Annotated in this window: 10 protein-coding genes; 6 read left to right on the forward strand and 4 right to left on the reverse strand. The window is 62.9% G+C overall.

What is annotated here, in order from left to right:
* Window positions 1-164: 164 nt before the first annotated feature.
* Entirely contained in the window at window positions 165-13148 is a 12984-nt protein-coding gene (locus FQ192_RS30190; RefSeq protein WP_149661802.1) for a non-ribosomal peptide synthetase, read from the reverse strand.
* Between the two features lie 371 nt (window positions 13149-13519).
* Between FQ192_RS30190 and FQ192_RS30195 the strand changes: the two genes are divergently transcribed.
* A complete protein-coding gene (locus FQ192_RS30195) occupies window positions 13520-14068 on the forward strand; it encodes an RNA polymerase factor sigma-70 (RefSeq protein WP_149661803.1) in 549 nt (182 codons plus the stop codon).
* Between the two features lie 154 nt (window positions 14069-14222).
* On the opposite strand, the gene FQ192_RS30200 is transcribed toward FQ192_RS30195, so the two are convergent.
* The 3 genes from FQ192_RS30200 to FQ192_RS30210 form a co-directional block, all read right to left on the reverse strand.
* On the reverse strand, window positions 14223-15236 hold the full coding sequence (locus tag FQ192_RS30200; protein ID WP_149661804.1) for a GNAT family N-acetyltransferase: 1014 nt from the start codon (window positions 15234-15236) through the stop codon (window positions 14223-14225).
* 100 nt (window positions 15237-15336) lie between these two features.
* Window positions 15337-16131 (reverse strand): ABC transporter substrate-binding protein, encoded by a 795-nt coding sequence (locus FQ192_RS30205; protein ID WP_178129280.1) that lies wholly within the window; start codon window positions 16129-16131, stop codon window positions 15337-15339.
* A 93-nt stretch (window positions 16132-16224) separates the two neighbouring features.
* Window positions 16225-16851 carry a TetR/AcrR family transcriptional regulator gene (locus tag FQ192_RS30210; protein WP_149661805.1) on the reverse strand — a complete coding sequence of 209 codons (627 nt, stop codon included), beginning with the start codon at window positions 16849-16851 and terminating at the stop codon, window positions 16225-16227.
* 190 nt (window positions 16852-17041) lie between these two features.
* On the opposite strand from FQ192_RS30210, the gene FQ192_RS30215 reads away from it, so the two are divergent.
* From FQ192_RS30215 to FQ192_RS30235, 5 genes are all read left to right on the forward strand, one after another.
* A complete protein-coding gene (locus FQ192_RS30215; protein ID WP_178129282.1) occupies window positions 17042-18832 on the forward strand; it encodes an acyclic terpene utilization AtuA family protein in 1791 nt (596 codons plus the stop codon).
* Window positions 18833-18844: 12 nt separating this feature from the next.
* Window positions 18845-19714: an SDR family oxidoreductase gene (locus FQ192_RS30220; RefSeq protein ID WP_149661807.1), complete on the forward strand. Its 870-nt coding sequence runs from the start codon at window positions 18845-18847 to the stop codon at window positions 19712-19714.
* Between the two features lie 3 nt (window positions 19715-19717).
* Window positions 19718-21334: a geranyl-CoA carboxylase subunit beta gene (gene atuC / locus FQ192_RS30225; protein WP_149661808.1), complete on the forward strand. Its 1617-nt coding sequence runs from the start codon at window positions 19718-19720 to the stop codon at window positions 21332-21334.
* Between the two features lie 136 nt (window positions 21335-21470).
* Window positions 21471-22628 (forward strand): citronellyl-CoA dehydrogenase, encoded by a 1158-nt coding sequence (atuD, locus tag FQ192_RS30230; RefSeq protein ID WP_149661809.1) that lies wholly within the window; start codon window positions 21471-21473, stop codon window positions 22626-22628.
* A complete protein-coding gene (locus FQ192_RS30235) occupies window positions 22625-23422 on the forward strand; it encodes an enoyl-CoA hydratase/isomerase family protein (RefSeq protein WP_149661810.1) in 798 nt (265 codons plus the stop codon). The genes atuD and FQ192_RS30235 overlap by 4 nt, the downstream gene beginning before the upstream one ends.
* Window positions 23423-23436 lie beyond the last annotated feature (14 nt).

The raw sequence follows: 23436 nt of genomic DNA on the forward strand, positions 1-23436 counted from the left end.
ACTGGGCCGCTGTGGCTTGGCAGTCAACCTTGGGGTGTCTGGGCTGACGCCTTCGCGGGCAAGCCTCGCTCCTACAGGTATGTGTCGATCACAAGGGTTGTGATCACTCGATACCTGTAGGAGCAAGGCTTGCCCGCGAAGAGGCCATAACAGACGCTAGAGAATCAAAGCCCCTCCAACTCCGCCATCAGGTCATTCAACCGATCCACCTTCTCCTCGGTGATGTCACTCGCCGCCAACCCTTCGATGTACTCGGCCAATTCCTCCACCGAACTGCACTCGAACATCGCCCGCAACGGCACGTTGCGTTGCAGGGCTTTTTGCACCCGCGAGGCAATCTGTGTCGCCAGCAGCGAATGGCCGCCCAGTTCGAAGAAGTTGTCGCGCACGCCGACCTGCTCGACTTTCAGCACCTCAGCCCAGATATCCGCCAGGGTCTGCTCCAGTTCATTGCGCGGCGCCAGGTAATCCTGGCTCTGCAACTGACCGATCTCCAACGCCGGCAAGGCCTTGCGATCCAGTTTGCCGTTGGCATTGAGCGGCAGTTTGTCCAGCCACAACCAGTGCAGCGGCACCATGTATTCCGGCAGCTCCGCGCGCAGGCGTTGCTTGATGCGTTCCAGGCGTTCGCTCGAATTAAGCGCCGAATCCGCCGCCACCAGATAGCCGACCAGGTGCTTACCGTTGACGCCTTCCTGCACACCCACCGCCCCGTCGCGGACTTCCGGTTGTTCATGCAGACGCGCTTCGATTTCCCCCAACTCGATGCGGTAACCGCGAATTTTCACTTGATGGTCGATGCGCCCCACGTATTCCAGCACGCCATCGCTGCGTCGACGGGCCAGGTCGCCGGTGCGATACAAACGGTCCCCGGGTTCGCCAAACGGGTTCGGCACAAACACCTGGGCGGTGCGCAGCGGATCGCTGACGTAACCGCGACCGACACCCGTGCCGGCGACACACAACTCCCCCACCGCGCCCAACGGCACCAGTTCCAGCGCGCCATCGAGCAGGTACAAACGGTTGTTGTCGGTCGGCGTGCCAATCGGCAAATAGCTGCCGCGAGTCGAGGCCATGTCGACGCGGAAGAACGCCACGTCGTCCGAACATTCCGCCGGCCCATAGGCGTTGACCAGCCCGATGTCCGGGTAGCGCAACAGCCATTGGTGCGCCAGTTCCGGCGGCATCGCTTCACCGGTCGGCAACATCCAGCGCAGACCGTCGAGGCTCATGCGCTCCTGGGCGAGCATGCCCTGGATCAGCGACGGCACGCTTTCCAGCACGGTGATGCCCTGGCTCTGGACGTGGGCCAGCAAACCTTGCGGATCGTGGGCGATGGTGTTCGGCACGATGTCCACCCGCGCCCCGAACAGCGGCGCGGCGAGGAACTGCCAGACCGAAATATCGAAGCTTTGCGAAGCGGTTTGCGCGATCACATCCGCCGCACTGAGGTTCAGGTACGGCACTTTGCTCAACTGGTTATTCAGCATGCCGCGCTGTTCGACCATCACGCCTTTCGGCAACCCGGTGGAGCCCGAGGTGTAGATCACGTAGGCCAAGTTATCCGGGGCGCTGTAGATGCCCGGGTTTTGCACCGACACATCGCTCGCTTGCACCTCTTCCCAGACCAGCAACTTCGGCCGATTGGCACACCCAAACTCTTCCAGCAATGCCACCGCTTGCTCACGGCAAGCCTGGGTGCAAACCAGCAACGGCGTGCGGCTCAGGTCGATGATGCGGCTCAGGCGCTGACTCGGCAGACCCGGGTCCAGCGGCAGGTAACCGGCACCCGCCTTGAAGCTGCCGATGATCATGCCGAGCAAATCGAGATTACGTTCCGCCAGCAACGCCACCGGTTGATCCAGCCCGACACCCGCCGTGATCAACGCATGACCGAGACGGTTGCTGCGCTGGTTCAACTCGACATAACTGTGCAAGCGGTCGAGGCAACTGGCAGCGATGCGCTGCGGGTGCTGCGCGACCTGGGCTTCGAACAGCTCGACGTAGCTTTTCTCCAACGGGTAGTCGTGTTCGCTCTGGTTGCAGCCATGGACCAGGAAGTCCTGTTCCTCGGCGCCCAGCAGCGGCAAGTCGGCCATGTCGCCATGGAAACCTTGCACCAGGGCCAACAGCAAACGCTTGAACTCACCGAGCATGCGCTCGACCGTGGTTTCGTCGAAATAGCGTTGGTCGTAGGACAGGTGCAAGCCGAGGTCATCCCCCGGATAGCACACCGCCGTCAGCGGGAAGTTGGTGTGGGTGCGGCCCGAATCCGAGGTGGCATTGAGGTTTTGCGCACGGTCCAGCACCGAGACTTCCACCGGGGCGTTTTCGAACACGAACAGGCTGTCGAACAGCGGCTGGCCTTTGGGCAATTCGCTGTTTTCCTGGATCGTCACCAGCGGCAGGTATTCGTACTCGCGCAGTTGCATGTTGCTGTCGAGCAAGCCGCTGAGCCACTGGCGCACGCTGACACGCTGATCGTCTTCCGGCATTTTCACCCGCAGCGCGATGCTGTTGATGAACAGCCCGACGGTGCGTTGCATCTGCGGCATGTCCACCGGACGCCCGGCCACCGTGACGCCGAACAGCACGTCGCGATCACCGCTCAAGCGCCGCAGCACCAGGGCCCACGCCGCTTGGGCGAAGGTGTTGATGGTCAGTTGATGGGCCTGGGCCAGTTCACGCAGTTGCGCGCCGTCGCGGGCATCGAGCCGGGTGTAGCGGTCGCCAACGATCATGCCGCCGCTGTCGCCCGCATGTTCACGCAGGAACGGACGGTCGCTCGGGATCGGCGTGGTGCGCTCGAAGCCTTGCAGGTTGGTTTTCCACCACTGCCGCGCCTCGGCCAGGCTCTGGCGTTGCAGCCAGCCGATGTAGTCGCGATAGCGCGGCGGCACGGCCAGTTGCGCGTCCCGGCCTTCGCCCAGAGCCATGTAGATTTCAAAGAAATCGTTCATCAGCAGCGAGCGGCACCAGGCATCGATCAGGATGTGGTGGTTGCTCATCATGAACCAGTAGCGCGCCGCGCCGACCTTGATCAGGCGCAGATGGAACGGTGCCTGGTTGAGCAGATCGAACCCGGCTTCACGCTCGGTTTTCAGCAGTGTTTGCAGCTTCGGTTCTTGCTCGGTTTCGGCGATAGCAGTCCAGTCGAGGTACTCGATCGGCGTGCTGCCTGGCTTGTGGATAACCTGCAACATGTCTTCGCCAACGTTCCAGCAGAACGACGCACGCAGGGCTTCATGACGGGCGATCACCGCTTGCCAGGCCTGGGCGAAACGCTCGGGGTCGAGTTCGCTGTTGATGCGGTAGCGGTCCTGCATGTAGTAGAGGCCGGTGCCCGGTTCCAGCAAGGTGTGCAGCAACATGCCTTCCTGCATCGGGGTCAGCGGGTAGACGTCTTCGATCACGGCCGCCGGGATCGGCAGCGCATCCAGTTGCGGTTGGGTCAGTCGGGCCAGCGGGAAGTCGGACGGGGTCAGGCCACCGGCCTCATCCAGCAGGCAATGTTCGATCAGGCTTTGCAGTTCGCCCACATACGCATCCGCCAGATCGCTGATGGTTTGCAGATCATGGCGTTCGGCGCTGAAGGTCCAGCGCAGCACCAGTTCGCCGCCGTAGACCTGACTGTCGACGCTCAGCTCATTCGGCAGCGGCGCATGGGGATCGTGGGCCGCACCGACCGGTTCATCGAGGGGCCGGAACAACGCGTCCGCGCCGAAGCTCTGGTCGAACTGGCCGAGGTAGTTGAAGGTGATCGGCGCCGCCGGCAGCGCGGCCATGGTCTGGCGGCACAGGTCGTCGGCGAGGTAGCGCAGCACGCCATAACCCAGGCCTTTGTGGGGCACGGCGCGCAGTTGCTCCTTGATCGCTTTGATCGAGGCGCCCTGCTCCGCCGCTGGCACCAGACGCAGCGGATAAGCGCTGGTGAACCAACCCACGGTGCGGGTCAGGTCGATCTCGTCGAACAGGGTTTCGCGACCGTGACCTTCGAGTTGAATCAACGCCGATGCGTGACCGCTCCAGCGGCACATCACCCGAGCCAATGCGGTCAGCAGCAGGTCGTTGACCTGGGTGCGATAGGCGCTCGGGGCCTGTTGCAGCAATTGCCGGGTGCGCTCCGCATCCAGGCGTACGCTGACGGTTTGCGCATGCCGATTCTGCTGCCCGCCCTGAGGGCGATCACACGGCAGGTCGGCACTTGGCCCGGCCAGTTGCGACTGCCACCAGCTGAGCTCTTCACGCAGGGACTCGCTGCCGGCATAGGCTTGCAAGCGTGCTGCCCAGTCCTTGAAAGCGCTGGTCTTGGCCGGCAACTTGACCGACTGCTCGGCGTCGAGTTGACGGTAGACCGTTTGCAGATCGTCCAGCAAAACCCGCCACGAAACACCGTCGACCACCAAGTGGTGAATGGCGATGAACAAGCGTTGCCGGCCTTCCGGACCATCGACCAGCAAGGCACGGACCAACGGCCCCTGTTCGAGGTCGAGGCTGCGCTGGGCATCGGCGAACAACGCCGGGCATTTGTCCATGGACGTGACGCGCACCTGCCACAGCACCGGGGTGTCGTTGATCGCCTGGTGCTCGGCGTGCCACTGGCCATCGGCCTCGGTGAAGCGCAGGCGCAAGGCGTCGTGTTGCTCGATCACCGCCAGCAGCGCTTGCTCCAGGCGATGGGGTTCCAGGGCCAGGGTCGGTTCCAGCAGCAACGCCTGGTTCCAGTGCTGACGCTCAGGGATGTCGGTGTCGAAGAACCAGTGCTGGATCGGGGTCAAACCCGACTCGCCAACCAGCAAACCTTGCTCGGCGCGGACCTGCTCGGTGCGGGTCGCCACGGCGGCGAGGGTCTGCACGGTCTGGTGCTGGAACAGGTCGCGCGGGCTGAAGTGAATGCCCTGCTGCCGCGCGCGGCTGACCACTTGAATAGACAGGATCGAGTCGCCGCCCAGTTCAAAGAAGTTGTCGTTGAGCCCGACCTGCGCCACGTTCAGCACGTCGCACCAGATCCCGGCCAAGGTCAGTTCCAGTTCGTCGCTCGGTGCCACGTAGTGCTGGCGGTTCAGCTCCGGGTCCGGCGCTGGCAGTGCGCGGCGGTCAAGTTTGCCGTTGGCGGTCAGCGGCATGCTGGCCAGCAGGATCAGGTGCGTCGGCACCATGTAGTCCGGCAGTTGCGATTTGAGGTGGGCTTTCAGGGCTTCGCGCAGGGCGGCTTGTTGCGCTTCGTCCTGTTCGGCGACTTCAGTCACCAGATAGCCGACCAGTTGTTTGCCGCTCGGCGCATCCAGCGCCAGGACCACGGCTTCACGGATGGATTCGTGCTCCAAGAGGCGGGTTTCAATCTCGCCCAGCTCGATGCGGAAACCACGGATTTTCACCTGATGGTCGATACGGCCGAGGTACTCGACCAAACCGTCGGCACGCTGGCGCACCAGGTCGCCGGTGCGATAGATGCGCCCGCCATGGTCGGCAAACGGATCCGCAACAAAACGCTCCGCCGTCATCCCCGCCCGTTCGTGATAACCCTGGGCCAGGCCTGCACCACCGACGTACAACTCGCCGGTCGCGCCTTGGGGCACCAAGGCCAGGTCGGCGTCGAGGATGTACGCCACACGGGCGCCGATCACGCTGCCAATCGGCACACTGCCCAGGCCTTCTTCCAACACTTGCGGGGCCAGACTGGCCAGCGGCATCACAACCGTTTCCGTCGGGCCGTAGGCGTTGAAGAACAGGCCCGGTTTGAACGCCGCGCGAATCCGCGACAGGTGTTCGCCGGTCAGGGCTTCGCCGCCGGTGATGATCATGCGCACCGGCAGGGTTTCGCCCTGGGTCGCCAGCCATTGCGCCAACTGGCTGCCGTAGCTGGGGGTGAAGCCGAGGATGTTGATCTGATGCTGGCGAATCAGACCGCAGATTTCTTCCGCGTCCCACTGCCCTTGGGCACGCAACACCACTTGCGCACCGCTCAACAGCGGCACCAGCAGACGTTCGGTGGCGGCGTCGAAGTTGATCGAATAGAAGTGCAGTTCGCAGTCGTCGGGACGCATACCGAAACGCTCGATCACCGCTTGGCAGTGCATGGCGATTTCGCCGTGGGACACCACCACGCCTTTCGGTTTGCCGGTGGAGCCCGAGGTGTAGATCAGGTACGCCTGATGCTGCGGCAGGCTGATAAACGGCAGCTCGGTGGCCGGGTAATTGGCCAGTTCGGCGGCATCGTCTTCCAGGCACCAGCGGGCCACGGTCGCCGGCAATTCACCGAGGGCGTTGAACATGGCGGTGTCGCTGAGCAGCAGACCAATGCCGCTGTCTTCGATTATGTAATGCAGGCGATCGAGCGGGTATTCCGGGTCCAGCGGCACGTAGGCGCCGCCGGCCTTGAGAATCGCCAGCAGGCCGACGACCATTTCCAGCGAGCGCTCCAGCGCCAGGCCCACCCGAACCTGCGGGCCGACACCCCGCTCACGCAGCACCCAGGCCAGGCGATTGGCGCGGCTGTCGAGTTCGGCGTAGCTCAGGGTTTGCCCGGCGAAGGTCAGGGCCGGCGCATCTTTACGCACCAGGGTTTGTTCGCTGAACAGGTGATGGATGCATTGGTCAAGGCGATGTTCGCCCGGTTCGATGCCGAGGCTGTCGAGCAGGTTTTGCTGTTCGGTGGTTTCGAGCAACGGCAGTTCGCTGAGGCGCTGATGCGGATCGGCGAGCAGCGCTTCCAGCAGATTGCGCCAGTGCCCGGCCATCCGTGCGATACGCGGTTCGTCGAACAGGTCGGTGCTGTACGTCAGGCAGCAACCCAGGCGATGGTCGAGGTCGGTGACTTCCAGGTTGAGGTCGAACTTGGTGGCGCGGGCATCGTTGGCCAGGTATTCGACGGTCATGCCGGCCAGGGTGCGGCTCTGCTGGAATTCCCAGCGCTGCACGTTGCACATCACCTGGAATAACGGGTTGTACGCGGCGCTACGCGGTGGTTGCAGGGCTTCCACCAGATGATCGAACGGCAGGTCCTGATGGGACTGGCCTTCAATCACGGTGTGACGAACCTGCTCGAACAACTCGCCAACGGACATCTGCCCGTCGAGTTGGCAACGCAGCACTTGGGTGTTGAGAAATGCGCCGATCAGCCCTTCGCTTTCCGGGCGAATACGGTTGGCCACCGGTGCGCCGATGCGCAAATCGGTCTGGCCGCTGTAGCGGTAAAGCAGCACGGCCAGGGCGGCGGTCATGGTCATGAACAGGGTCAGGCCGTTTTGCGCGTTGAAGGCACGAACCCGGGCGGCGAGTTCGTCGCTGAGGTCGAAACGGAACAGTTCGCCCTGATGGCTTTGTACCGGTGGACGCGGACGGTCGGCGGGCAATTCCAGCAGCGGATGTTCGCGGCCCAGTTGCGCGGTCCAGTAGTCGAGCTGGCGTTGACGCTCACCGGATTCCAGCCACTGGCGCTGCCAGACGCTGTAATCCAGGTACTGCACCGGCAGCGGTTGCAGCGGCGATTCGCGGTCATCGACGAAGGCCTCATAAAGTGCACTGAGTTCCCGGGCGAAGATGTCCATCGCCCAGCCTTCGGTGACGATGTGGTGCAGGGTCAGCACCAGGTAGTGTTCCTGCTCGGCGGTCTTGACCAGGCAGGCGCGCAGCAGCGGACCGGTTTCCAGATCGAACGGTTTGTGCGCTTCGTCATCGGCCAGGGTCTGGACCCGTTGCTCGCGCAGGTCGGCGTCCTGGGCCGAGAAATCCTTCCAGTCCATGCGCAGGCCGGTGTCAGCATGCACCTGTTGCCGGGCCACGCCATCGACGCTCGGGAACGTGGTGCGCAGGGTTTCGTGGCGCATGATCAGCGCTTGCAGCGCCGCTTCGAACCGCCCGACATCCAGCACCCCGCGCAGCCGCGCCATGCCACCGACGTTGTAGGCCGGGCTGTCCGGCTCCATTTGCCAGAGGAACCACATCCGTTGTTGCGAATAAGACAGCGGCACCGCTTGGCTGCGGTCGACTTTCTCGATCGGCGGCTGCTGGTTGGTTTTGCCGCTGGCCTGGACCAATTGGACCTGCTCGGCGAAGGCGCCCAGCTCACTGTTTTCGAACAGCGCGCGCAGCGGCAATTCGACGTCGCAGGCCTGGCGGGTACGGGAGATGATTTGTGTCGCCAGCAGCGAATGACCGCCGAGGGCGAAGAAGTCATCGCGCAGACCGATTTGCTTCTGGCCCAGCACTTCGCGCCAGATGCCGGCGATTTGTTGCTCCAGCGCGGTCACGGGTTCGACGTGTTCGCGCACTTGCCATTGCGGTTCCGGCAAGGCGCGGCGGTCGAGTTTGCCGCTCGGGCTCAAGGGCATTGCATCCAGGCGCATCAACTGCGCCGGGACCATGTAGTCCGGCAGCTCGGCGGCCAGCGCGGTTTTCAGGCGTTGGGTTTGATCATCAATGTCTTCGGCGGAATCGGTTGAGGTGTAGTAGCCGATCAACTGCCCACCCGCTGATGTTTCGCGCACCAGCACCACGGCTTGGGCAACGCCGTCCTGGGCCAGCAGGCGCGCTTCGATTTCTTCCGGCTCCACCCGGAAGCCGCGCAGTTTGACCTGCTGATCGAGACGGCCGAGGTATTCGATCACGCCATCAGCGGTCCAGCGCGCACGGTCGCCGGTGCGGTACAGCCGCGCACCGTTCTCGCCCAATGGATCGACGACAAACCGTTCGGCAGTCAGGGACGGACGACCGAGGTAGCCACGGGCCAGGCCGATACCGCTGATGCACAGTTCACCCGGCACACCGGCCGGCACGGGGTTGAGGTCGCTGTCGAGCACGCGGCAAATCACGTTGCCCAACGGCCGGCCAATCGGCGAACGCTCGCCATCGGCCGTGGTGCAATGCCAATGGGTGACGTTGATCGCGGTTTCGGTCGGGCCGTAGCGGTTGTGCAGTTGCACCGCCGGCAGTTGCTCCAGCACGCGGTTACGCAGTTCGGCGGGCAAGGCTTCGCCGCCGGAGAACACCCGACGCAGGCGGGTGCATTCGGCGGTCAACGGTTCTTCGATGAACAGTGCCAACAGCGGTGGCACGAAGTGCAGCGTGGTCACGCCGTACTGCTGGACAAGCTGCGCAATGCGATGGGGATCGCGGTGCTCGCCGGGGCCGGCAATCAGCAAACGCGCACCGGTGATCAGCGGCCAGAAGCATTCCCACACCGACACGTCGAAACTGATCGGCGCTTTTTGCATCAGCACGTCGGTTGCGTCGAGGCGATAAGTGTTCTGCATCCATTGCAAACGTTCAGCGAGGGCGGCGTGGGTGTTGCCGACGCCTTTTGGCTGACCGGTGGAGCCCGAGGTGTAAATCACGTAGGCCAGGTTGTCGCCGTGCAGGTGCAGGCCCGGTGCCTGGCTCGGCCAGTTTTCCAGGTGCAGTGCGTCCATGGCGATCACGCTGACGCCGTCGCTGGCCGGCAAGCGGTCGAGCAGTTCGGTCTGGGTCAGGAGCAATTCGACGCCACTGTCGCTGAGCATGTAGGCCAGGCGTTCGGCCGGGTAATCCGGGTCCAGCGGCACGTAGGCGCCGCCGGCCTTGATGATCGCCAGCAGGCCGATCAACAGTTGCGGCGAACGTTCGGCGGCGATGGCCACGCACACATCCGGGCCCACGCCTTTGTCGCGCAGGTAATGGGCGAGGCGGTTGGCCTGGGCGTGCAGTTCGGCGAAGTCCAGTTGGCCGCCGTCCCAGATCAGCGCGGTGCGTTCCGGGGTCAGGCGCAGTTGCTCGTTCAGCCGTTCGGGCAGCCATTGACTGGCCGGTGTGCAGGTCGCCGTGCCCCACGAGGCTTGCTGATCATGCTCGCTAGCGGTCAACAGATGCAGATCGCCAATGACCTGCTGCGGACGCTCGCAGACGTCGCGCAACAGGTTGGTGAAGTGTTCGGCCAGGCGCTCGATCGTCGCTTTTTCAAACAACTCGTCGGCGTAGTCGAAGGACAGGCTCAGGCGACCATTTCGGTCTTCCTCACTGTGCAGTTGCAGGTCGAACTTGGCCTCGCGGCTGTGCCACGGCAGTTCTTCGGCCAGCAACCCCGGCAGGCGGCGCAGGGCGCTCAAGTCGCGCTGTTGGTGGTTGAACATGACCTGGAACAAACCGGACTCGCGAGCCTGGGGGAAGGCTTCCAGCAGTTGCTCGAACGGCAAATCCTGATGGGCTTGCGCACCCAACGCCGCTTGGCGGGTTTGTGCCAGCAGCTCAACGAACGACAGACGCGAATCGACATCGGCGCGCAGCACTTGGGTGTTGATAAAGAAGCCGATCAGCCCCTGGGTTTCCAGGCGTGGACGGTTGGCGTTCGGCACGCCGATGCGGATATCGCGTTGGCCGCTGTAGCGGTGCAACAGGCTCTGGAATGCCGCGAGCAATAGCATGAACGAGGTGGATTCGTGGGCCTGGGCGGTCTGGCGAATGGCTTCGCTCAGGCTCACGCCCAACCGCACGGAGTGGCGGGCGGCACTGTGGACGTGATGCGCGGAACGCGGATGGTCGGTGGCCAGACTCAGCACCGGATGCTCATCGCCCAGCTGGTTTTTCCAGTAGGCCAGTTGCCGCTCGCCCTCGCCTTGGGCCAGCCATTGACGCTGCCAGCCGCCGTAATCGGCGTACTGGGTCGGCAATGCCGCGAGCGTGGCTTTCTGGCCTTGGGACGCCGCCGCATACAGCCGCGAGAACTCGTCGATCAGCACGTTCAGCGACCAGCCGTCGGCGATGATGTGGTGCATCGTCACCAGCAGTTGATGGTCCTCGTCGGCAAGACGTACCAGGGTTACCCAGAGCAGCGGGCCCTTTTCCAGATCGAACTGGGTGCGGGCTTCGTCTTCACGGATTTGTTGCGCGCGGACTTCACGCTTATCGACGGGTAAATCACTGATGTCGATCAGTTGCAGGTTGAATTCACCGGCCGCATCGACCTGTTGCAGGGCCACGCCGTCACGTTCGAAGAAGCGCGTGCGCAGGGATTCGTGGCGTTCGATCAACTGCTGGAAACTGGCGCGCAACGCGTCTTCGTCCAGCTCGCCACGCAGACGCAGGGCACCGGGAATGTTGTAGGCGCTGCTCTGGGGGTCGAGTTGCCAAGTGATCCACAGACGGTTTTGTGCCAGGGATTGCGGCATCGCTTCAATGCGCAACAGCGCGGTGATCGTGCCTTGGGCAAGACCGCCGTCGTGTTGCTGTTGCGCCACAGCGGCGGCAAATGCGCCCAGCGTCGGCGCTTCGAACAGCAGGCGCAGGTTCAGCTCCAGACCGAGTTCTTCACGCAACCGCGCGACCACTTGGGTGGCGGCGATGGAGTTGCCGCCGAGCAGGAAGAAGTGATCGTCGGCGTTGACCTGTTTGACGCTGAGTTGCTCGCGCCAGATGTTGGCGATCAGGGTTTGCAGCTCGGAAGCGGATTGCTCAGCCAGGATGTTTTCGGCGTCTGCCGAGGGAAACAGCGCATAACTGTCGAGGCTGCCATCCGCCAGGCGATTGCGGCACGCCGAGCGCTGCAGTTTGCCGCTGGAGGTCTTGGGCAATGCGCCGGGGTTGAGCAATACGACAACGCTCGGCGCTTCCTGATACGCCTCGGCCACCGCTTGGCGGATGGCTTTGATCAGGGCGTCGGGCCGGAGGATTTTCTGCACGCTGCGGCTGATTTCCGCGGCGATGCCAATGCCTTCCTGGCCGTCGATAGTGACCGCGAACGCTGCGACGCGCCCCTTGCGCACCACTTCCACTTCACGCTCGACGGTTTGCTCGATGTCCTGCGGATAGAGGTTGTGGCCGCGCACGATCAGCATGTCTTTCAGGCGCCCGGTGATGAAAAATTCACCGTCACGCTTGAAGCCCAGGTCACCGGTGCGCAGCCAGGTGCGGCCGTCGTGCTGGACGAAGGTCTTGGCGCTGGCCTCGGGGTTGCGCCAGTAGCCATGGGCGATGCTCGGCCCGCTGGCCCAGACTTCGCCGACGAGGTTGTCGGCCAGTTCGGTGAGTGCATTGGGCTCGACAATCAGCACCGCGTGATCCGGCTGGCTGATGCCGCAACTCATGATCGCCGCGCCCTCGCCCGCTTCGGCACGGTTTTGCGCCAAGGCCTGATCGTCGACCCGCAAGTTGCCAATCCCCTGGCCACGAGGGGTGCCGGCGACGAACAGCGTGGCTTCCGCCAGACCGTAAGACGCCATGAAACTGCCCGGGGTAAAACCGCACGGGGCGAACTTGTCGGCGAAGCGTTCCAGGGTGTCGAGGCGGATCGGCTCGGAGCCGGAATAGGCCACGCGCCAGCCGCTCAGGTCGAGGCGTTCCAGGGCCGATGCGCTGACCCGTTCGCTGCACAGGCGATAGGCAAAATCCGGCCCACCGCTGATGGTGCCGCCGTATTCGCTGATCGCTTCGAGCCAGCGCAATGGTCGGCCGAGGAAGTAGGCCGGCGACATCAACACGCACGGCACACCGCTGAAAATCGGCTGCAACAGGCCGCCGATCAAGCCCATGTCGTGGTACAGCGGCAGCCAGCTGACGATCACGTCGTCCGGGTTCAGGTCGATGCCGAAGCCGTGACGGATCAGCAGTTCATTGGCCACCAGGTTGCCGTGGCTGACTTGCACGCCTTTGGGCAATGCGGTGGAGCCGGAGGTGTATTGCAGGAAGGCGATATGATCGTGCTCAAGGTTCGGCAACACCCAGCCTTCGGCCATCGATGGGTCGAGGGTATCGACACAGAGCAGCGGCGGCGCGCCTTCAATTTGCAGCAAGGCTTCTTGCAGGCCGGCGCTGGTCAGCAGCAGGCGCGGCTCGGCGTCGCTGATGATCGACAGCAATCGCTCCTGGTGATGACGCTTGGTCGATTCCGGCGGGTAAGCCGGCACGGCGATCACGCCCGCATACAGGCAACCAAAAAACGCCGCGACGTAGTCCGGGCCGCTGGGAAACAGCAGCACCGCGCGGTCGCCAAATTCAGCCTGGGCCTGCAACGCGCCGGCAATGGTCCGCGCGCGCTGATCCAGATCGCGATAACTGAGCACCACCGTTTGATCCGCGGTCTCGGCGAGAAAACGCAAAGCGACTCGGTCCGGCGTCAGGGCCGCGCGGCGCTGGAGGGCTTGGACCAGTGTGCTGGGGAGTTCGAACGCGTCGGTCATGAGGTTTCCTGCCTGAATTCGGCTTACAAGTTGGAATCGGTTTTCCTACGTCACGCTCATAAAAAATGGCGTGCAGGGCGCGGTCTTCGCCGACCGCGCAAGGCTTGGGAATGCGGTTATGGCCGGAGCGTGTCCGGAACCATTCACCAATGAGAACGATTGATGTCTTGAAATAATTAGTCCGCAGACCTCAACCCCAACAGGGACGGACGCGACAGCGTGTCGCAGTTCCCACTCTGCACTTTTGTGGCGCATTAATTCTCTTTCTCAATTGACAATCATTATCATTCAACATAATTTGTCGCTCGATGTGTAGGACGGCTCCCCAACGCTTGTCGTCCCACAACCCTATTTGCAGCAAGGTGATTTCCATGACGGAACAAGTATCCACAAGCAGGTGCGATTCACCGCTACTTCAGGCCTTTGTCGACAACCGACTGATTCTGGTCAAAATTGCCGCCCGCATTACCGGCTGCCGCTCGCGAGCTGAGGACGTGGTGCAAGATGCGTTTTTCCGGCTGCAATCGGCGCCGCAGATCACGTCTTCGATCAAGGCCCAGCTCAGCTACCTGTTCCAGATCGTGCGCAACCTGGCGATCGACCACTACCGCAAACAGGCGCTGGAGCTGAAGTACTCCGGCCCTGAAGAAGAGGGTTTGAACGTGGTGATCCAGGGCGCTTCGCCGGAAACCTCGCACATCAACTTCTCCACCCTGGAGCACATCGCCGACGCGCTGACCGAGCTGCCGAGCCGCACGCGCTACGCGTTCGAGATGTACCGCTTGCACGGCGTGCCGCAAAAGGACATCGCCAAGGAACTCGGCGTCTCGCCGACCCTGGTGAACTTCATGATTCGCGACGCGCTGGTGCATTGCCGCAAAGTGTCGGGCAGTCGTGCGGATACGTTTGCCCGTCGTTGAGATCCGAGATTTTCGTCGCCCCGTTCGCGGGCAAGCCTCGCTCCTACAGGTTTTGCGCCAACCCGCAATGGCACGGTTGGCGTTAAACCTGTAGGAGCGAGGCTTGCCCGCGAAGGCTGACTCAAGATCGATGCAAACCTTGAGTCATACCCCATCAAGCCAATTTGCACCGATCAAAAAACCGCTCACGCCCCAACACCATCAACGCCGCGCGCTTGTGCGGGAAGTCGAATTCTTTCTCGCAGTGGAAACACTGGTTGTGCAGGTGCCCGATCATCTTTGCGTTGTCGGCGCGGGGTTCGGCGGCGACTTTCTGCGTGCGCGGATCGTCGAGGAACAGGTAATGCACCAGCGCCGATAACCAGCTCGCCACCTTGTACGGGCCGCGGTGCGCTTCTTCACCCACCAGCATGTGAATACCGCGGTCGTAATCGCCGGCGTCGTAGAACGGCGCGATGCGATCTTCCTTGGCCCAGTAGGCTTCAAAGTACGCAAATGGCTGATCATCGAAACAACCGATCAGCGTCAGCGTGTGCGGATCGGCGTCGAGCTTGCTCAGGTATTCGCGATGTTTGTCGAGACTGCCCTCCTCCTGCCAGAAACTGGCCACTCGCGGGCTGTTCTGCCAGCGATTGAAACGCGGCAAATCCTGTTCGATTTCGACCGTGCGCAACGACACCCACGCACCCAGGCGCGCATCGAAACGTCGATAGACTTCGCCGCGCGGTTTGGCCGGGCGCAAGGGATAACGCTTGCCGCCGCTGCTGACCATCTGCTGCGGATAGCTGCCCGTCAGCGATTCGCCGAGCCACGGCTGCGGCAACTGCCAGAACAGGGTGCGTTCGCAGCGGTACTCGCCCGCCGTTTCGGTCGGGATCAGCAAACCGCTGAACAGCGCTTCGGTGGGCGCCTCGTCCAGGCGCCAGGTCAGGCGCTGGCACGCCGGATCCCGGGCAAACAGCCAATAACAGGCGGCCCACAAGGCTTGACCCGCGGGCAAGCCGAAGCGTTCGTCGACTTCGATGTGCAACGCGGGTTCACGACTCAGGCGCAAGCGGATCAGCGGCTGCCCTTCCAGGGTGAGGCTCAGGCGGCTTTCGGTTTCATCGGCTACAAGACTGCGCCCTGACGGCAAGGCCAGGGCAGTCAGGTCATTCAGATTGGACATGGGTCGGGCTCACAGTAATCGTCGACAGTTCAACGATGTGACGTGAGCCGGAGCGGGAAATTTAAGCGAACGCGTTAAATCCGCGACTTGCGGCAGGTTTTCAGGATTTTGGCACCGGCACCACGGCAATCTTGTACGGCTGGAAGATCTTCAGCATCTGGCCGTTATCGCGCAAGCCTTGCAACAATTTGCTGAATGCCGGGCCACTGATCGGCGCGGCCGGGCTGAGCAGCGCGTAGTGGTGATAGACCTGATCGATGCGCTGGGACACCAGCAGTTGATCAGCGACTTGCTCGTTGCGCAGCAGGTAATCGCTCAGGTAAGAGCGCGTGACCAGAGCAATGTCGGCCCGGTCGCGCAAGACCATCAGCAGGTTGCTGTCATGGGAATAGGTCAGCGTGGCGTTGAAGTTCTGCGCGAGGAATTTCGGGTCGGCGTTAAAGTTGGCGAACTCATAGTGATAGCCGCTGAACAAGGCCAGGCGCTTGCCCGTGAGGTCGGCAAAATAGCTCTCGTGGCGCTCGGGTTTGCGCTGGGCGACAAAAATCTCGGCGTCTTCCAGGCCCATGTCGACGGTGGTGTGAGGAATCTCCTTCCAGCCCCAATCCGGGTTCTCGAAGATCGCCATGTCCACCCGACCTTGCTTGAAATCGCCGAAACGCCGGGGGATGGAGGTCGGCACCAGCACGAACTGGTAATCGGTTTGCAACTGGTTCAAGGCTTCCACCAATTGCGGCAGCAGGCCCGTGTCGGCGCCGGACTCCGGGCGCACGGTGTAAGGCGGGAAATGCGCAGCACCGACCCGCACCAGTTGTGCCGCCTGGGACGGCAACACCCATAGCACCGCTAATGCCGCCAGCAAGAGCCGCGACACCGTCCACATTGGCGAAGACATCAAAACAACCCACTCCCCAAATAAAATACGCATCAATGCATTCAAGCTAGGCGGTTTCGCCTACTTAGCCAGTTTATCGTCGAGATAGACGTCTCACGGCTTCTCTTCAAGCACCAGAATCAACGCCTCTTCGGCCAATTGCTCAAGGCTCATGCTGCCGCCGGCGCGAAACCAGGTGGTGGTCCAGGACAAGGCGCCCGTCAGGAACCGCCGGGTGATGAACACATCACCGCGGATAAAACCGGCGTCCTTGGCTTCCCCGAGCACCTGCAGCCAGATCGCTTCATAGATGTCCCGCAGCGCCAGCACCTGGACCTGGCCGTCTTCGGACAGCGAACGCCATTCGTAGACCAGCACCGCCATGGCTTCGCCGCTACCGCCCATGATCGACTGCAATTCGCAGCGGATCAGCGCCAGCACCCGCTCGCGCACGTTGCCGGCCTCGGCCAGGGCCGCTTGCATCAACGCGGTGTTGTAGCGAATGGTCTCTTCCATCACGGCGCGCAGGATCTCGTCCTTGCTTTTGAAGTGATGAAAAATACTGCCCGACTGAATGCCCACCGCGCCGGCCAGGTCGCGCACCGTGGTGCGTTCATAGCCTTTATTGCGGAACAGGTGAGCCGCCACTTGCAGCAGTTTGCCGCGGGCGCTGTCCGGGTCGGTCAATTGGCCGTTGTCGACCAATTCGCGCATCACCCCGAGGGCTTTTTGCTCGTCCACCCGTTATCTCCTACAGTCGTTCAGTCAAATGCGCCCTTCGCCGCTAAAACAGCGGGGTTGCGCGGGCAATTTAAGCTGGCCGGGACGACCAAGCAAGCGCTTGGGCCGAAGATATTTCAGGCGTTTACAAACCAAGCGCTTGCTTGGTAGTCTCGGAGCACTTCTGTCGGAGCTGAGCATGGAGTCGACTGTGCCAAAAACAATCCGCATCGGTTGCGCCAGTGCCTTCTGGGGCGACACCTGCACCGCCGCTGCGCAACTGGTGCAAGGCGGGCGCCTGGACTATCTGGTGTTCGATTACCTGGCCGAGATCACGATGTCGATCATGGCCGGCGCCCGGATGAAAGATCCCCAGGCCGGCTACGCCACTGACTTCATCGAAGTCCTCGGTCCTTTGCTGCCACAACTCGCCGAACAGAAGATCCGCGTCATCAGCAACGCCGGCGGAGTCAACCCGCAGGCCTGCGCCGCCGCCCTGCAAGCGGCGTGCGACAAGGCCGGGGTGGCACTGAAGATTGCCGTGCTGCTGGGCGACGACCTGCAACCACAGTTCAAACAACTCGCCAGCCAAGGCCTGCGCGAGATGTTCAGCGGCGCGCCGTTGCCGCCGATGTGCGTGTCCACCAACGCCTACCTCGGCGCGCCGGGCATCGTCGAAGCCCTGCGCCTGGGCGCGGACATCGTGATCACCGGCCGGGTGGTCGACAGCGCCGTAGTCAGTGCCGCACTGGTGCATGAATTCGGCTGGTCGTGGCACGACTACGACAAACTGGCCCAGGCCGCGCTGGCCGGACACATCATTGAGTGCGGCGCCCAGTGCACCGGCGGCAATTTCACCGACTGGCGCGAGGTGCCCGATTACGAGCACATCGGTTTCCCCATCGTCGAAGTCAGCGCCGACAGCCAGTTCATCGTCAGCAAACCCGAGGGCTCCGGCGGATTGGTCACGCCGCTGACCGTCGGCGAGCAAATGCTCTATGAAATCGGCGACCCACGGGCCTATCGGCTGCCGGATGTGGTCTGCGATTTCAGCCAGGTCAAGCTTCAGCAACAGGGCAAGCATGGGGTGCAGGTCCACGGCGCGAAAGGCTTGCCGCCGACCGATCAGTACAAGGTCAGCGCCACCTACCCCGACGGTTTCCGCTGCACCGCCAGTTGCCTGATCGCCGGCATCGATGCGGTGGACAAGGCACGGCGGGTCAGCGCAGCGATCATCAACAAGACGTCAGAGATTTTCAGCCAGCGCGGCTGGGCACCCTACAGCGAAGTGAACATCGAACTGCTCGGCAGCGAAGCCACCTACGGCCCCCACGGCCAGCGCCACGACAGCCGCGAAGTGGTGATCAAACTCGCCGTGCGCCACCCGAGCAAACAGGCGCTGATCGTGTTCTCCCGGGAAATCGCCCAGGCCGCCACCGGCATGGCACCCGGGTTGACCGGGATCGTTGGTGGGCGGCCTTCGGTGTATCCGTTGATCCGGCTGTTCTCGTTCCTGATCGACAAAAGTGCCTGCACGCTGGAGATTGATCTCAACGGTCAGCGCCACGCCTGCGCCCTGCCCAGCCTCGATCCGCTGGACACCGACGCCCTGCCCGCCCCGCATGAATTGCCCAAACCCCAGGGCCGGGCCGACGCCAGCGTGGCACTGGTCAAACTCGCGGTGGCGCGCTCCGGCGACAAGGGCAACCACAGCAACATCGGGGTCATGGCGCGGCAGCCGCAGTTCCTGCCCTGGATCGCCGAAGCGCTGACACCGGAAGTGATCGTCGACTGGATGAGCCACGTGCTCGACCCGATCCACGGCCGTGTCGAGCGCTGGTACCTGCCCGGCACCCACAGCTTGAACTTCCTGCTGGAAAACGCCCTCGGCGGTGGCGGCGTGGCCAGCCTGCGGATCGATCCGCAAGGCAAGGCTTTCGCCCAGCAACTGCTGGAGATCCAGATTCCGGTGCCCCAGAGCATCGCCGACCAGGTCAACTAGAGGACCGCTGCCATGGCTTACGACTCGATTTTCAAACCCGACCTGTTCGCCGGCCACACCATCATCGTCACCGGCGGCGGCAGCGGCATCGGCCGTTGCACCGCCCACGAACTCGCAGCCCTCGGCGCCCATGTGCTGCTGGTGGGGCGTAACGCCGACAAACTGCGCAACGTCGCCACCGAGATCGCCGAGGACGGCGGCAAGGCGGACTGGAAGACCTGCGATATTCGCGAGGAAGAAGCGGTCAAGCATCTGGTCAGCGAGTTGATCCGCCTGTTCGGACCGATCCATGGCCTGGTCAACAACGCTGGCGGCCAGTTCCCGTCGCCCCTGGCCTCGATCAATCAGAAAGGTTTCGAAACCGTGATGCGCACCAACCTGGTGGGCGGTTTCCTGATGGCCCGGGAAGTGTTCAACCAGTCCATGAGCAAACACGGCGGGGCCATCGTCAACATGCTCGCCGACATGTGGGGCGGCATGCCCGGCATGGGCCATTCGGGGGCATCGCGCTCGGGCATGGACAACCTGACCAAGACCGCCGCGTTCGAATGGGGTTATGCCGGGGTGCGGGTCAACGCCGTGGCGCCGGGCTGGATCGCCTCCAGTGGCATGGACACTTACGAAGGCGCGTTCAAGGCCGTGATCCCGACCCTGCGCGAACATGTACCGCTCAAGCGTATCGGCACCGAATCGGAAGTGAGTGCGGCGATTGTGTTCCTGCTCAGCCCGGCGGCGGCGTTTGTCAGCGGCAGCACCTTGCGCATCGATGGCGCCGCGAGCCTGGGCGGTCGGGCGTGGCCGATTCACAAGGCGCAGAACAGTGAGTCGTACAACGGCTTCCATCGCGCCTATTTGCCGGACGTACTCAAGGACAAGGAATAAACCATGCCGGTGATCGAGTCCCAGATCGACCCTTTCAGCGAGCAGTTCGCGCAAAACCGTGCAGCGATGCTGGTGGGTATCGAGCATATCCGTCAGCTCGAACAAAACCTGCTGAACAAGGCCTTGGAGGCCAAGGCCAAGTTCGACAAGCGCGGGCAATTGCTGCCCCGTGAACGCCTCAACCTGCTGCTCGACCCTGGCGCGCCGTTCCTCGAACTGGCAAGCCTGGCCGGCTACAAGCTGCACGACGACAAGGACGGCAGTTCGGCCGGCGGCGGCTTGATTGCCGGGATCGGCTACGTGTCCGGCGCACGGGTGCTGGTGGTGGCGAACAACAGCGCGATCAAGGGCGGGACCATTTCCCCCAGCGGTTTGAAAAAATCCCTGCGCCTGCAACAGATCGCCATGGAAAACAAACTGCCGGTGATCACCCTCGCCGAAAGCGGCGGCGCCAACCTCAATTACGCCGCCGACATTTTCATCGAAGGCGCGCGCAGCTTTGCCAATCAGGCGCGGATGTCCGCCATGGGTTTGCCGCAGATCACGGTGGTGCATGGCTCGGCCACCGCCGGCGGCGCCTATCAGCCGGGGTTGTCGGATTACGTGGTGGTGGTGCGCGGCAAGGCCAAGCTGTTTCTCGCCGGCCCGCCGCTGCTCAAAGCCGCCACGGGTGAAGTCGCCACCGATGAAGAATTGGGCGGCGCCGAGATGCACGCGCAAACCGCCGGCACCGCCGAATACCTGGCGGAAAACGATGCCGACGGTGTGCGCCTGGTGCGCGAGATTGTCAGCCTGATGGCGTGGAACGAGCAGTTGCCCTGGCTGCCCGAACCGCAGTGGAAAGAACCGCTCTACCCTATCGACGAACTGCTGGGGCTGATCCCGGATGACCCGAAAAAACCCTACGACGTGCGCGAAATCATCGCCCGGATTGCCGACGCCTCGAACTTCCTGGAATTCAAGGGCGAGTTCGATCAACAGACGATTTGCGGCCATCTGAAAATCCAGGGCCGGGCTTGCGGGTTTATCGGCAATAACGGCCCGATCACACCGAAGGGCGCAAGCAAGGCGGCGCAGTTTATTCAGCTGTGCGACCAGAGCCAGACGCCGCTGCTGTTTTTCCACAACACTACCGGGTTCATGGTCGGCACCGAATCGGAGCAGCAAGGGGTGATCAAGCACGGCGCGAAAATGATCCAGGCGGTGGCCAATGCCCGGGTGCCCAAACTGACCATCGTCGTCGGCGGTTCCTACGGCGCCGGCAACTACGCGATGTGCGGCCGTGGCTTGGACCCGCGTTTCATTTTTGCCTGGCCCAACAGTCGCACCGCCGTGATGGGTGGCGCCCAGGCCGGCAAGGTGCTGCGGATCGTCACCGAGGCCAAGCAGCTCAAGGACGGTTTGGTGCCGGACCCGAAAATGCTCGACATGCTGGAGCAGGTCACCGCGCAGAAACTCGACAGCCAGTCCACTGCGCTCTACGGCAGCGCCAGTTTGTGGGACGACGGGCTGATCGATCCGCGGGATACCCGGACGTTGCTCGGTTACTTACTGGACATTTGCCACGAGGCCGAGGTTCGGCCACTGCAAGCCAACAGTTTTGGTGTCGCCAGATTTTGATCATTTGATCGTTCCCACGCTCTGCGTGGGAATGCAGCCCGGGACGCTCCGCGTCCCAAAGCGGACGCAGAGCGTCCATAGAGGCGTTCCCACGCTGAGCGTGGTAACGATCATGGATATAAGGAGAACAATAAAAATGATCTTCACCCAGGAACACGAAGCACTGCGCCGCACCGTTCGCCAGTTTGTCGATCACGAGATCAATCCGCACGTCGAAGCATGGGAAAAGGCCGGACGCTTTCCGATCCATGAGATTTTCCGCAAGGCCGGCGACCTCGGTTTGCTGGGGATTTCCAAGCCGGAGAAGTTCGGCGGCATGGGCCTGGACTACAGCTATTCGATCGTCGCCGCCGAAGAGTTCGGCACCATTCATTGCGGCGGGATTCCGATGTCCATCGGCGTGCAGACCGACATGTGCACCCCGGCGCTGGCCCGCTTCGGCTCCGATGAATTGCGCGAAGAATTCCTGCGCCCGGCGATCACCGGCGAGCAGGTCGGTTGCATCGGTGTCTCGGAAGTCGGCGCCGGCTCCGATGTCGCGGGGCTGAAAACCACCGCGCGCAAGGACGGCGACGACTACGTGATCAACGGCAGCAAGATGTGGATCACCAACTCGCCGAGCGCCGATTTCATCTGCCTGCTGGCCAACACCTCGGACGACAAACCCCACGTCAACAAGTCGCTGATCATGGTGCCGATGAACACGCCCGGCATCAGCCTGAGTTCGCACCTGGACAAGCTCGGCATGCGCAGCTCGGAAACCGCCCAGGTGTTTTTCGACAACGTGCGCGTGCCGCAACGCAACCGCATCGGCCATGAAGGCGCGGGGTTCATGATGCAGATGTTGCAGTTCCAGGAGGAACGCCTGTTCGGCGCGGCGAACATGATCAAGGGCCTGGAATACTGCATCGACAGCACCATCGAGTACTGCAAGGAACGCAAGACCTTCGGCAACGCGCTGATCGACAACCAGGTGATTCACTTTCGCCTGGCCGAACTGCAAACCGAAATCGAATGCCTGCGGGCGCTGGTCTATCAGGCCACCGAGCAGTACATCAAAGGCCAGGACGTCACGCGCCTGGCGTCGATGGCCAAACTCAAGGCCGGACGCCTGGGCCGGGAAGTCAGCGACAGTTGCCTGCAATATTGGGGCGGCATGGGCTTCATGTGGGACAACCCGGTAGCCCGGGCTTACCGCGATGTGCGGCTGGTATCGATTGGCGGCGGCGCCGACGAAATCATGCTGGGGATCATCTGCAAACTCATGGGCACCCTGCCGGGGAAAAAGAAATGAACAGCCTGCCGGTTTGCCAGACGCTGTTGCTCGAACTGCACAACGGCGTGCTGCACATCACCCTCAACCGCCCGGAAAGCCGCAACGCCATGAGCTTGCAGATGGTCGCCGAATTGCGCGCGGTGCTGGCGGCGGTACGCGATGACCACGCGGTTCGCGCCCTGGTGATTGGCGGTGCCGGCGGGCACTTCTGCGCCGGTGGCGACATCAAGGACATGGCCAACGCCCGCGCCCAAGGGCCGGAGGCTTATCGCGACTTGAACCGGGCATTCGGTGCCTTGCTGCAAGAAGTGCAGCACGCGCCGCAAGTGGTGATCACCGTGCTGCAAGGCGCGGTGCTGGGCGGTGGTTTTGGTCTGGCGTGCGTCAGCGACGTGGCGCTGGCCGATCATCAGGCCCAGTTCGGTTTGCCGGAAACCAGCCTCGGCCTGCTGCCGGCGCAGATCGCGCCGTTCGTGGTCCAGCGCATCGGCCTGACCCAGGCCCGGCGGCTGGCCCTGACGGCGGCGCGGTTCGATGGCACTCACGCGCGTCGCATGGGCCTGGTGCATTTTGTCGAACACGACGCGCAAGCCCTGGCCGAGCGCCTCGAAGAGGTGTTGGCCCATGTCTTGTGCTGCGCGCCGGGGGCGAATGCCTTGACCAAAAAACTGTTGCTGGCGAGCGCCGGGCAACCTTCCGATGCCTTGCTGGATCAAGCGGCGCAGTGGTTCAGCGAAGCGGTGTCCGGGGTTGAAGGAGTCGAGGGGACGATGGCTTTTGTGCAAAAACGTAAGCCGGGGTGGGCCCTGTAGGAGCGAGGCTTGCC

Origin of the sequence: Pseudomonas sp. ANT_J12 (assembly GCF_008370045.1) — a bacterium.
Classification (GTDB): Bacteria; Pseudomonadota; Gammaproteobacteria; order Pseudomonadales; family Pseudomonadaceae; genus Aquipseudomonas.